The organism is Pseudoalteromonas sp. G4, assembly GCF_028875915.1.
In the GTDB taxonomy this organism is placed as follows: Bacteria; Pseudomonadota; Gammaproteobacteria; order Enterobacterales; family Alteromonadaceae; genus Pseudoalteromonas.
Genome location: NZ_JAPEHW010000098.1, coordinates 1 through 12,939 on the forward strand (window position 1 = coordinate 1; position 12,939 = coordinate 12,939).

General features: G+C 40.1%; 9 protein-coding genes. 6 read left to right on the top strand and 3 right to left on the bottom strand.

From position 1 onward, the window contains the following. On the top strand, positions 1-498 hold a 498-nt coding region (locus ON073_RS18600; protein WP_274763379.1), incomplete at its 5' end, for a hypothetical protein. Between the two features lie 431 nt (positions 499-929). On the opposite strand, the gene ON073_RS18605 is transcribed toward ON073_RS18600, so the two are convergent. From ON073_RS18605 to ON073_RS18615, 3 genes are all read right to left on the bottom strand, one after another. Further along, positions 930-1,790: a DUF4824 family protein gene (locus tag ON073_RS18605; protein WP_274763380.1), complete on the bottom strand. Its 861-nt coding sequence runs from the start codon at positions 1,788-1,790 to the stop codon at positions 930-932. Beyond that, positions 1,787-2,866, bottom strand: a complete 1,080-nt coding sequence (locus tag ON073_RS18610) for a DUF2157 domain-containing protein (RefSeq protein ID WP_274763381.1) — start codon at positions 2,864-2,866, stop codon at positions 1,787-1,789. Before ON073_RS18610 ends, ON073_RS18605 begins: the two co-directional genes overlap by 4 nt. A 261-nt stretch (positions 2,867-3,127) precedes the next feature. Beyond that, on the bottom strand, positions 3,128-4,054 hold the full coding sequence (locus ON073_RS18615) for an endonuclease/exonuclease/phosphatase family protein (RefSeq protein ID WP_274763382.1): 927 nt from the start codon (positions 4,052-4,054) through the stop codon (positions 3,128-3,130). Between the two features lie 256 nt (positions 4,055-4,310). Here ON073_RS18615 and ON073_RS18620 point away from each other — a divergent pair, with 256 nt between their 5' ends. The 5 genes from ON073_RS18620 (at position 4,311) to ON073_RS18640 (ending at position 12,921) form a co-directional block, all read left to right on the top strand. Beyond that, on the top strand, positions 4,311-5,162 hold the full coding sequence (locus ON073_RS18620; RefSeq protein WP_274763384.1) for a D-hexose-6-phosphate mutarotase: 852 nt from the start codon (positions 4,311-4,313) through the stop codon (positions 5,160-5,162). A gap of 83 nt (positions 5,163-5,245) precedes the next feature. Beyond that, positions 5,246-5,770, top strand: a complete 525-nt coding sequence (locus ON073_RS18625; RefSeq protein WP_274763385.1) for a PH domain-containing protein — start codon at positions 5,246-5,248, stop codon at positions 5,768-5,770. Beyond that, entirely contained in the window at positions 5,757-7,271 is a 1,515-nt protein-coding gene (locus tag ON073_RS18630) for a PH domain-containing protein (protein WP_274763386.1), read from the top strand. The genes ON073_RS18625 and ON073_RS18630 overlap by 14 nt, the downstream gene beginning before the upstream one ends. 103 nt (positions 7,272-7,374) lie before the next feature. Beyond that, a complete protein-coding gene (locus tag ON073_RS18635; protein WP_274763387.1) occupies positions 7,375-9,873 on the top strand; it encodes a putative Ig domain-containing protein in 2,499 nt (832 codons plus the stop codon). A gap of 231 nt (positions 9,874-10,104) precedes the next feature. Further along, the gene (locus tag ON073_RS18640) at positions 10,105-12,921 is read left to right on the top strand and encodes a TolB family protein (protein WP_274763388.1); all 2,817 of its coding nucleotides are present in this window, start codon (positions 10,105-10,107) and stop codon (positions 12,919-12,921) included. The last annotated feature ends 18 nt before the right edge of the window (positions 12,922-12,939 follow it).

Sequence of the window (12,939 nt, forward strand, 5' to 3'; positions counted from 1 at the left end):
TTAAGGCGGAAATCTGAGCACTTATTAAGTGTTGAGAAAGAAGGTAAGCATCATTTCATAAAGCTCACTGGTGAACTTGTGTTAAAGCATACTGCAAGAGTGCCTGTTCATATTGAGCGAAAAAAAGTATATGTTGCAATTCATCGGTTCCTCATTTTCCAAAAAAACACACATTTCTATGTTGTATCACAAGCCAGAAAAGGGTTTGAACCTAGCTATGATCTAGACAGTGAAATGCTTCTAGGCATGGCCCATTGTGACAACGAAGATGCGAATTGGATCTCAAAAGGAATCCCCAAACTTCTTCACCAAGATGAAATAATAGATATCATTGATTCAATAGCCATTGAACTTGCTGAGGGGCGATTGATTCCGAATCATAACTTTAAATTTTTGGGCCAAGAGTTGAGGTTTTGTTTGAGGCGATACCTCATGAAGGAAGGATACTCATTACCTGATGTGATTGACATATCGAATAAAGAAGAGATAATCGAATAAACCCAAAACCAAACTGGAGTAATGCTCCGATAGGTTGGAACTACAACCAATCATTTAAGTTTCGCTTTGCGGTGCCACCACTGAGCATGACTTGGTGGTCGCATTACACTTAAAGGCGCTCTGAGATTTGCCACTGACGCTTAATAACCGAATCAATCCTGAGCTAATAGGGAATGGGGTGGGTAAAACCAAGCCACTTTTCACCAAGAAAGGTCGCTTGGTTTTTTTGTTTCCAACTTTGATTTAAAAACTTTTGGTAAATTCTGCTCAATCTAACGTTAGCCTTATTTTTGTTTCCGACTTTCCTCTAGCTGAGCTATTCATTTCGAACCAAAACTTGAGCTTCACATGGGATTTTTGTATCCAACTTTGTTCAACATCTACAAAAAAAGGCGCATTAGCGCCTTTTTTATTACCCGTTTAGATAATCATTAGCTCGGGTTATGAAGTTTAATATCTACAATCCAAGGCTCTAATCGCTGGCCCCAATTAACCGTCACGCTATAGCTTGACGCTTTTGTCCCACGTAAAGCTTTTAAACTTACGAGATCATCAACATAACGCGCTGGTACATTAATTTGGTTTACTAACAAAGAGCTCACATGCAAAAAGTGCTCTTTTGTTTGCTGGTTAAAATAAGGTTTTGCATTTCCTTTTACGATAACAATGTTGTTTTGCTCAGCATATTTGCTATCGAGTGCTTTATAGTCTTGTGACGCCTCGAGAAAGAACAAACGACTATTGTAATGTTGTTCTCGTTCATATGTTTCAAATGCTCGTTCTTTTGCATGACGACTATTGTAATGTTGTTCTCGTTCATATGTTTCAAATGCTCGTTCTTTTGCATGCATAAGTTGGCTATCACTAGTATCTAACTCAAAGCGAGAAAGCGCTTTTTGATAATATCGCTGCGCATGTGCTAATGACTGCTGGTATAACTCACCATTGTATTCAAGCGCAAAATATAGTGTTCGCTCTTGTGCCCAACCTTCTTTCAATTGTTCAATCTCACTAAACCCTAGCGCAATTAATTGCTGCTCCGTGAGTGCCACACTTCGGTTGTTGTAATAAGCCAATTCATTATTTTCATTTGGTAATGCACGCCAAGAAATTGAAAGCGCTACGCCTGAATTTTCTTTTTCAAAGCCAGATAAATATGGCAAGCGCGCTTCTCGCTCTGATAAAACAAGCTGTGCCGTTGGCTCACCAATGCGATTATAAAAAACACCACCCAAAACAAAGAGATTGGTAACTAGAATTAACGCAACGCCAAAAATTAAGTACTTTTTCATGCGCTTGCTCCAGTATGTTTAGCGAAATTTCTAATTCGTTTGAATACCATTAACGCCAGCAGTGCGCACAATCCAAGTACAAAGAAAAAGACATACTTTGGCATCCAATCCCACCACCAATCAAAAAATTTGGTATAAAGAAACAATACAAAAAACACATTGCCTGTTTGCATAACTCCAGGCCATTCTTTGCGCACACCTAACCAAATGATCAATGCACTTACTGCAAAACCAACTAATTGATAAACGCCTTCCACAATATCGTTATCGTAGTTGAAATAACTTACAGCTCCCCAGTTAGACAAAATAAGTACCACTAAGAAGAAAATAACAAGGGACAAAACACGGTACATCGTTGCAAAGCCACTAAATGCTCGCTGATTTATAAAATTTGGTACTAAAAAGGGTATTATGCTCGGGATAATAAAGTTTTCAGGGCGCTCACCAAAACTAATCCAATACATGCCACTCCATGTACCCACTTTCATTGCGATAAAGCCGCACACATTCACAATTGCAAAAAACAACAATACTCTTGCGTTAATGGCATAAGCCAAAATAAAGGCAAATAACGACCAAATAAGAAAAGCGTTGGGTGATGGGGTTAAGTTAAAAATTTGTCCAAGCAACATGAGATTTAGTACAAACCCTGCATACGCAACCAAGCCCGCTATTTTGGCAAAATAACTGTGAGATTCGTTTTCAGCTAACTTTATCGCAGCACAGAATAATGCTATGGGCGTAATAACTAAGATACCAACTTGAATACTTGTACTTAAATATCCCCAAAATTGATAAAACAAAAAGAATAAGCTCACCGCCATCGCCAAAGCACCAAACAGCGAGGCGATTTTCATACCTAATGTGAGGTGTTTGGATTGAAGTGAAGTATCAACATCAAACTGCTGGGCAAGCTCTGCTAGCAGTTGCTTATGATACTGAGAAACAGACTGTTGCTGTTCAGTTGATAAGGCGATTACGCCAGCATGCTGCAATTGTGTCAATTCAGACTCAAATGCGTGTATCTGATCAACCCGTTGCTGTGCATCCAATTGATTTAGTTGAGATTCATCCATGTAAAAAGCCAATCACTTTGTTTAGTTATTATCATGGCTCAACTAGTAGCTAAAAAAACAAGCAATATCACCCCATTTGGCTGGTGCTTGTAAATGTAAATTACATTCGAATGCCCAATGAACAAAAAGGCGGGTATTCAAAATTAGGAAAGCGCACTTATACCAATTCTATTATGTGTATGGTCACATTTAGCACTTTATTTAGCCCACTAGAAAAAGTGGCTGTAGAAGTGCATTGGTATTATGTGCGCTAATAAAGGATTACTTAATTGATAGCGTTAAGCTAATTGGGCAGTGATCGCTTAACATATCTTTGTAGTCTAACTCGCCTTGTTTACCAAACGCATCCACGTTTTGAGAGCCATCAACAATCCATTGGGTTGAAATTGGGCCGGTAATAATATGATCGATTGGCGCTTTGTATTTTGGGTGGCAACTCTGTAAGTTTTGCATACTACTTAACAGAATACGCTCGCCATCTTCTTTGCTGAGTTCTTGCCAAAAACGGTTTTGCTGATCAACTAAACGGTGGTTAAAGTCGCCTAATACAACAAATGCTTGTTTACTCTCAACACGCTGATTAACCCATTTCTCTAAAATTGGCCCTTGCTGCTGATACATAGTGCAGGCTTTTTTATTTTCTTTACGATAATCGCTAACAAAACAACCGCTTTTCATATGCACATTTAGTAGTTCTAACTGACCATTGTTAAGGCTAATTGATGTACCGTAGCGTAAACCTGGGTTATCAAGTGCAAGCGCTTTAAAGTCAGCTTGAGCTTGATAATTAATGCCTTTTTTTATCACAAATGCGGTGCGTTGTGGTGTTGAAAATAAGCCCTCATGACCACGGCACTCATACGCTTCATTATCAGGACGACTTGAAACCACATATTGCCATTGCGACTCAGGAAATACGCGTTTGAGTGCTTTTTCAGACTGCACTTCTTGCAGTGCAATAATATCGGCATTTAAGGTGGCGGCATAATTAGCAAGCGCTTGATAATCCGCTTGGCTACGTGGTTTACAGCCCTTACCAACTTCATCAGCTAAGTGTTCAATATTCCAGCTGACTAACTTTAAACTTTCGCTACTTGTCGCTGAAACTGGCGTTAGCGATGGTTGTTCTTTTTGCTGGCACCCCATCAGCGCGGTTAGCGCAGCAAGTGCAATAAGCGTTTTTTTCATATGTGTGTTCATTGTGAGAAAAAGAATTTCAGTATATCAAGTGGCAAAAGTAAAACACATAGAGTTTGCGATAAGATGACTTTTGTTTCGGTTGATTTTTAATGCAAATTTCTACAATAAGCGGTTTATTTGGTGAATTAGCAAAGTTAACTTGTGAAATAATGTCTTATATGAAATTTACTGATTTGCTAATTGATCCCGCATTAGTTATCTTGTTTTCTGCATTAAATTGAGTTCCCTGTTACAAGGATGCCTTATGAATTTATCTCCTTCTGTTACCGTACAACAAACCGATACGGGTCTTGAATATATCTCGGTAGATGCCGACTTTTGTAGCGCTAAAATATTTCTGCAAGGCGCGCAACTTACGGAATTTACGCCAAAAGGTAAAAAGCCGCTTATATGGGTATCACAAGATGAAGACTACCAAGTGGGCAAAGGTGTTCGCGGTGGTATTCCAATTTGTTGGCCTTGGTTTGGCATGAGTGCTAATGATGGTTGGCCACAACACGGTTTTGCACGCACTATGTTATGGCGAGCAGAAGAAGTAATCGAAAACGACGAAAAAATTGTCGTAAGTTTTTCTTTGCCAATGGCGCAAGTAAATAAAGAATACTGGCCGCATCAATCAACCTTGAAAGTCGTATTTACACTTACCGATAGTTTGCATATTGAACTCATTAATACCAATACGGGTAATGCTGCATTTGAATTAACACAAGCGCTGCATACTTATTTCCCAACCCCTGAAATTGAAAACACCACTGTCGATGGGTTACAAGGTGCAAATTACATTGAGTTTGGCGAAGGGCCATTTGCGCAAAATGACATTGTTAACTTTGCCCGCGAAACAGATATGGTTTATCAAAACACGCCATTAGTGCAAACCATCAATACCCCTGACGGCATTATTGAAGTTGGCCGAGAAAATTCAAGCTCGTGTGTACTGTGGAACCCATGGATTGAAAAATCAAAACGCCTAAGTAACTTCCGCGATGATGAATACCACAGCATGTTGTGTTTAGAAGCTGCCAATGTAATGGATGATAAAGTAACGTTACAACCAGGTGATAGCCATTCACTGGTGCATACGGTACGTTGGTTATAATTTCCAACCTTAAATCATAAAAACTCAGCAAATGCTGAGTTTTTTGTTTTAATAGGCACAGTTAAAAAAATAAGAGTTCGCCCGTGTTTAGCAATCAACAAATTTCAGAGCAAATACTGCCAGATTACAATCAAGCAGACTTTCAGCCATTAGATCAGCAAGCAACCAAAGAAGCACTTATTGGTACGTTTATATTTGTATTGCCGATTTCTATCGCAGTTGTGATTTTTCTTTATTTTTTACCGCCAGTAGCAAACCATATAACTGCACTTGTTGCGGGGGCTTTGGTGTTGCTCAACATCTATATTGCGTGGTTTACTAAGCGCAGTGTAGCCATGACAGGCATCGCGCTTAGAGAGCACGATTTACTTTTAAAACGCGGCGTTTTTTGGCAGCGCACCATCGCTATTCCATTTAACCGAATCCAACATATTGAAACTCACCGCAACCCGGTTGAGCGCAAACTCAAACTTGCCACATTAAAACTATTTACGGCAGGGGGCGCAGGAGCAGATTTAGAAATTCATGGCCTCACGCAAGAACGCGCAAGCAAACTAAGACAGTTTATTTTAGCTAACACCGCAAGTGAACAGCATGACGATGAGTAAAACTAACCCAGCGGCATGGCAAAAACTTTCGCCCGTTGCCATTATTTACTTTGTGCTGCATTTTATTGTGCGCTTTGTAAAAGATGGCCTGATTAATGTCGCACCAGCATTTGCCATTTGGGTAACACAAGTTGAAAATAAATTGTTTTGGTTTATTTCTGGTGCCAGCATTTTGGCAGTGGTATTGGTGATTTATGCGGTGCTTTATTACTTAAACTTTCGCTATAAAATCACCGAGCACGAAATTGTGTTACGCAAAGGTGTATTTAAAAAAGAGCGCGTAACACTTAACTTTGCAAAAGTGCAAAATGTTAATCTAGCAACTCCGTTTTACTTCGCACCATTCTCTTTAGTGAATTGTCATTTTGATGCGGCTGGTTCATCGCAACAAGAAGTAGTGTTACCAGGTATAAGTAATGACTATGCTAATTCTATGCGCGACCAAATTTTTAATTACCGTGCCAAGCCTGAGCCAGCTGATCAGCAGATTGAACTACAAGAAAAAGCCAATGCGCCCGATCTCACATTAGCAAATTTTGAAGTAGCTAAATTTGGTTTAATGTCAGGCATGATGTTTTTAGTATTGGCAGCACTTGCGCCTTTCACTGAGCAAATTACAGATTATATTAAGCAAGACTTTGCGGCACCTCTCACCGAATTGATTGCGAATTCATTAAACAGTAATGAGCATGCAGAAATTGCAGCTGGCACCATCATCGTTCTCAGTGGCATAGGTATTTTTGTATTAGCATCAGTGCTTGGTGCCCTTATTCGTTTTTATAACTTCGAACTAAGCCTAGATAAAAACAAAATTAAACGTGTATCAGGCCTTTTTGAACGTCACCAAATGTCGTTAAGTATCAACAAAATCCAATCGATTGAGGTTAAACAAAACTGGGTTGCCAAACTATTAAAACGCTATACTCTCAACTGCAAACAAATCAATAATAGCCACGCCAATACGTTGAAAAAAGGACAATCACTCATTGTACCGGTACTCACCACTGAGCAAGTAGGCGATGTTATGAACTTATGTTGGGATAAGCAAATCGACATCACCAATGTGCCTTTTCAGCCGATTGCCATTAATTACTTTTACAAAACTTTCGCACTCTATTGGTTATTCCCGCTGACAATTTTTAGTGCCATTGCATTTAAGCCACTTTTAAACGGTGCATGGCCACTATTAATTGTGCTTTTACTCGCTGGCGCAGGGTTAAGCTTTTTGCGCTATAAGCGCTTTGGCTTCTACTTTGATGGCGAGCAAGTATTCACCAGAAAGGGCTTAATTGGCGTAAGTTACAAAGTATTTAAAGGCTTTAAAATTCAACAAATTGCTACCACGCAAACACCACCGATGCGAAAACAACAGCTAAGTACATTGCGTTTCCAATTAGCAAGTGGTGGCATCACCATTCCTTATTTGCCAACAAGCCATGTAAATCAGGTAATGAATCAGCTTATTTTCTTGGCAGAAACCAGCAAAAAACGTTGGATGTAACTAAATTGCGCTGCAACCTCATGTTATGGAATAACAATTCTATAACATATATAATATCAAATTGAGCGTAAAGGACGCTCAAATGGATATTATAAGGAACATTATGAAAGCTCAATTCGTAAAACCTTCTTTAACTTTGTTAGCTATCGCGTTGTTATCAGCGTGTGGCGGCTCTTCAAATGATAAAGAAGAAACTAACCCACCCATTACTTCAACAAATGTTGCTCCAGAAATCACTTCGCAAGCACCTGTTTCGGCTACTGAGGACCAAGCCTATACATACCAGCTTGAAATCAATGATCCTGACGACACTAACAATGGCTCAGACCTTAATTTTACACTATCTAATCAACCGAATGGCATGACGATTAGTGACACTGGTGAGATAAACTGGACTCCTGTTGAGGGCATTTTAGAAGCTACAAATATTACTGTATCTGTAGCTGATGGTGGAGAAAATGGTGCACAAGCAGCGACGGAAACCTTCTCCATTTCAGTTACACCAGTGAACGATGCACCAACAATTTCATCACAAGCATCAACATCAGCAACGGAAGACATCTTATATAGCTATCAAGTTGTTGTAACAGATCCTGATGATGAAAATAATGGTACCGACCTAACATACTCGTTAGAAAATGAACCTGCAGGCATGCAGATTAGTGCAACCGGTAAAATAACTTGGACGCCACTAGAGGGAGTTCTTTTAGCACCAGAAGTAGTGGTAGTGGTCTCTGATGGCGGAGAAGATCAAGCTCTCTCAGCTACAGAGTCATTCTCAATTGATGTTACTCCAGTGAACGACGCACCAGTGCTATCGTTTATTGATGATAAATCTGTCGAATCTGGAAATGAGCTAAGATTTCAGCTTGAAGTTACTGATCCTGATGATGAAAATAATGGTACCGACCTAAGTTACCAAGTTATTTCTGCACCGGAAGGATTAACCATATCTAACGCTGGCCTAGTAAGTTATACATCTAATGTGGCGGCTAGTCACACATCACAAGTAACTATTTCAGTTAGTGATGGCGGGGAAGATGGCGCGATGGCATCGACTCAAACATTTAATTTAGATGAACTATTCTTTGTTAACGTCACAGGTACAGCCTACCACTATTATACAAATGATTTACTTCAGCAAGCTGAGATTAAATTATCTAACGGTGCAGATTTACTGGGCGATATTTTTACCGATGAGCAAGGGTCATTCACTATTCGCGTACAAGACATTAACCTTAGCGAAAGAATGGTATTAACTGGTAATGGGATTGGTTATGGTGAGTCATCGTTAAGTTTAAATCAGAGTGACGTAGTAGACAGCCTCTCTATTTACATTCCTCCAGTACACGCAACGGAAGTATTCGACCCTTCTGTAAATACCACACTACTTGTGGATTCAGAAGCAATTGTAACTTTACCAGAAAATGCCTTAGTTGATTCTGAAGGTAACCTAGTAACAACACAAGTTACAGCAGAAATATCGATTATTGACCCGCAAACGGATATAGACCTAATGCCTGGAGATATGGTTACAACAAATGATTCTGGTGAGCTATTACCAATTGAGTCTTTTGGTGCAATCACGGTCGATTTTCATGATGAAAGTGGAGAGTTGTTGCAACTAGCAGATGGCAAAGTCGCTCAAATAAATATTCCAGCAGTTGGTAGTAACAAACCAAGTGTCATTCCACTTTATTATTATAATACCAACCAAGGCATCTGGATTGAAGAAGGTGAAGCTCAGCTTGTTACTGCGGATAATGGGAAGCAATACTATCAAGGCAACGTGTCTCACTTTACGACTTGGAACGCTGATAGGGTTTATGAAACAGCTTATATTCATGGCTGCGTGGTCGACTCAAATGATAATGCAGTGACTGGTATACGTGTTCGTGCGGAAGGGCAATCATATATTGGTAGCTCTTCAGCACGAACAAACAACGACGGTAGCTTTTCTATTCCAGTGAAAACAAATTCAACAACGCTTATTTCGACTGCTTTTGGTCAGCAAAGCCGTACTCTTGCTCAATATGTTGGCTCCAGTGATATTACGTTAAATGAATGCCTATCACTATCGGCAAGTTTCACTAGTATACAGCTTAACTGGGGAGAATTTCCTTATGATCTTGACTCTCATTTTATAGGGCCAAACGGACCATCGCAGGCTGATGGCTTATTCCATGTTTACTTTAGTAACCAAAGTGTTACATTGGAAAACGAAGTCATTTGGTTAGACGTTGACGATACATCAAGTTATGGCCCGGAGGTTATCTCCATTCCTCACTTACCGTACCCTGGCACATACCGTTACATTGTTCACAGGTATTCTTCAATGGGCGTAATTGATTCCTCCGAAACGCGTGTAGAACTAAAAATGGGACGTAATCGTCAATTATTTACGCCAAACGAAACATCTGAATTACGCTATTGGCATGTGTTTGACCTTGTGGTTGATGACAACCTAAATATCACGCTTGAGCCTGCTAACCTATTTTATAATACAATCCCGTATCCAGGGACTATGACTACAGTGAATGCTGTGTTACCACAGATCTCTTTACTGAAAAAATTCTTAGATAAAAAATACTATGCAAAATAATGAAAGCTCTTTGAAAGCAAACTAATACTGATTCTCTAGCAGATAATAGGTTAGTAAAGATAGTATTTATAAAATCCGTAATCCATTTGGGGTTGCGGATTTTTTATGTGTTGTGTTGATTAAGATATTGCAATCAATCCAGCAATAATCGTATTTTGCCGTTTATCACTATTATTTCTTTCCGATTAATTGTTGCAGTAAGCTAGCCCGCATCAAAAAGGAACAAATAATATGAAAAAGTCGCTACTCTCATTGATGGTTGCAGCAAGCTTTGCAACAGCTGCCAACGATAACTGGCAAACCATTGAAACAGAAAACTTTAAAGTTCACTTTCCAAAAGCTTACCAAAGCTGGGCGACCTCAGCTGCGAATGAACTGGAAATTGTGCGTGAAAAAGTAAAAGAACAGCAAAATCGCGTGCTAGATAAGCAAGTTGATGTGATTGTGTTCGACCCATTTAACCAATCTAACGGCTTTGCTATTCCAAGCAGTGTTGATCCTATGATGGCGTTTTTTGCCACACCGCCACAATCAGATACGGTTATTTCGAATAGCTCAGGCTGGCAACAATTATTAGTACTGCATGAGTACGTGCATTTAGTGCATCTCGCACAGCCAACACGCAGTGAATGGCGCCAAAAGTTACGTAACTTTTCGAGTCTCTATGACCTTACTCACAACCCGACACCACGCTGGGCCGCGGAAGGTTATGCAACCTTACTAGAGTCGCAAATGACAGGCCGTGGCCGCTTACATGATAACTATGTAGAGTCACTAATTATGCAATTTGCAAAGGAAGGCAGCTTACCAAGTTACGGCCAACTGAGTGAAGAAGACGGCGGTTATATGGCGGGCTCAATGGCCTACCTTGTTGGTGTGCGTTATTTACAATGGCTTGAAGAAAACTATAGCAAAGAGCAGTTAGACGCTGTTTGGACACGCATGCAAGCGGTTAAAAAGCGCGATTTTGACTCTGCTTTCGAAGGTGTTTTCCTCGAAAAGCCAAGCAAGCTTTATCGCCGTTTTGTTGCGGAATATACCCATAAGGCACTTAGTAAAGAAGCAACGCAAACACCGCTAGATAGCAAAGAATGGTTTGATCTCGATTACATTCAAACAGCGCCAAGCATGTCTCCAGATGAAGATAAACTTGCTATCGTTAGTAAAGATAAAGATGGCAATACCAAGCTCACCATCTATGCAACAGAAGATAACGCTGATGCCATTGAAGAGTTTGAAGAAGCGCAAAAAGAGCTGCTAGAAGACGATGCGCAAGATATTGTAAACAGCAGGCCAACAAGCTTTAAAAAAGAGTCTAAAAAAAACCTGAATTCAATCAACCGAAAAGGTATTTTGAATCCGCTGTGGCAAGATAACAATACGCTTATTTACGGTGCATTTAGCACAGCAAATAACGAAATGAACACACTTCATCAAGATTTGTTCAGTTGGAACAGTGACACAGGTGAAACTAAACAACTTACCAAGTTCGCTAATGTGCGTCGCTTTACACTGGCGGATAACAATACCGCTTATGCAGAACGCGTAAAACAAGGTTATTCGCAATTAGTTAAAATTGACTTAACCACAGGCCAGATTAGCGACTTAACCGCTCCAGCTATAGATGCCGTGTATGATTTTCCGCAATTTAAAAATGGGAAACTGGCATATCTTAAAACCGAGTTAAATCAAAACTGGTCTCTTTGGATTAAAGATATTGCTACAAGCCAAGACGTTAATGTTCCTATGCCTAAAGGCTATCAATTCTTGTCTTATCCTCAGTGGAGCCCTGAGGGAAATAGCATTTATTTCGTTGCCGGTGTAAATGGTGAGACAAATATTTATCGCTATACTTTTAGCTCAGATACGCTAGAACAACTCAGTGCTGGGCAACAGGTTATGCAATACCCAATGCCAACCAAACAACACGGATTACTGTATTTAGCAGTTAACTCTGAAGGCCCTGATATTTATCAACTTGGCGAAAATGCCACGGTTACAAAAGTAACCCAGCGGGCGCAAACATTACACGCAACAACTGAAAAAGCTGAACAGCATATTTTGCCACCAGCCAAAATTTACCAACAAGAAGTAGGCGCTCAACGTGATTACTCAGCTGCAGACCAAACGTTGTCATTTGCCCTTGCCGAACAATACAACAGTGCAAGTACTGCGCTATTGCATGTAGGTGTCAAAGGGAAAGATTTATTAAATAAACTAAGCTGGCAGTTTGGTGGTGCGTTTGATAATAAAAATGCCTTGAATGGTGCCTATTTTGATGCGAAGTACCAGCACAATAAATGGCAGTTCTTAGCGCACGCATTTGACTATAAAATTAACGCCGAAAATCAGTATCAACACCCTGATGTACTTGCTATTCAAGAAGATACAACAGGTGCTTATTTACAAGCGAGTTACCCTTACCGAAGCGGTGCGTTTAAAGTTAACAGCCACCTTGCGTATTCTTATAAAGATACTGGCGATGCTTACAATCAGTGGTTTGCAGTAGGTGCCGAGCAAATATGGCAGCGTGATTGGCAAGCATTTGCTATCGGCCAAAGTGCATCAGCACGCATTTATAGCGGTGATGCAACAAGTGGCAGTTGGCAAGGCTTTGATGCCAGCTTGAAAGTGTTTGGTAAAGCGTGGTCGGTCCCACTTTATATTGACTACCATACCCAGCAACGCGATGACACCGTTATGAATATTGGTGGTTTTGCATCCAGTTTAATTAAGCCTGAAGCACAAGCAGATCGCTCACTTATCAATGAGTTACCTTTCTACACTGCACTAAGTGATGACTACCAACGCTTTGGCGCTGGGGTTGCCTTTAAGCAAGATATGCCATGGCTTTATGTTGCACAGCATGACTTGAATAACCAAGACTTCGCAACAAGTTACGGGGTGAAATTTAAGAGCAAATTAAACTTTGCCGTAGCACCCTCCATTTTAAATGATCTTAACTATGATTTTGGTATTGCCAAAATTGAAGGGGATACCATTCAAGATGAAGTGCGTGGCTGGTTAGGCATTTGGTATAGCCTATAAAAAGCATTGAAAACTAAA

Excerpts from the sequence above, each read along its gene's own strand:
- ON073_RS18605 (WP_274763380.1), bottom strand. The coding sequence starts at position 1,790 with ATGAAAAAGTACTTAATTTTTGGCGTTGCGTTAATTCTAGTTACCAAT.
- ON073_RS18610 (WP_274763381.1), bottom strand. The coding sequence starts at position 2,866 with ATGGATGAATCTCAACTAAATCAATTGGATGCACAGCAACGGGTTGAT.
- ON073_RS18615 (WP_274763382.1), bottom strand. The coding sequence starts at position 4,054 with ATGAAAAAAACGCTTATTGCACTTGCTGCGCTAACCGCGCTGATGGGG.
- ON073_RS18620 (WP_274763384.1), top strand. The coding sequence starts at position 4,311 with ATGAATTTATCTCCTTCTGTTACCGTACAACAAACCGATACGGGTCTT.
- ON073_RS18630 (WP_274763386.1), top strand. The coding sequence starts at position 5,757 with ATGACGATGAGTAAAACTAACCCAGCGGCATGGCAAAAACTTTCGCCC.
- ON073_RS18635 (WP_274763387.1), top strand. The coding sequence starts at position 7,375 with ATGAAAGCTCAATTCGTAAAACCTTCTTTAACTTTGTTAGCTATCGCG.
- ON073_RS18640 (WP_274763388.1), top strand. The coding sequence starts at position 10,105 with ATGAAAAAGTCGCTACTCTCATTGATGGTTGCAGCAAGCTTTGCAACA.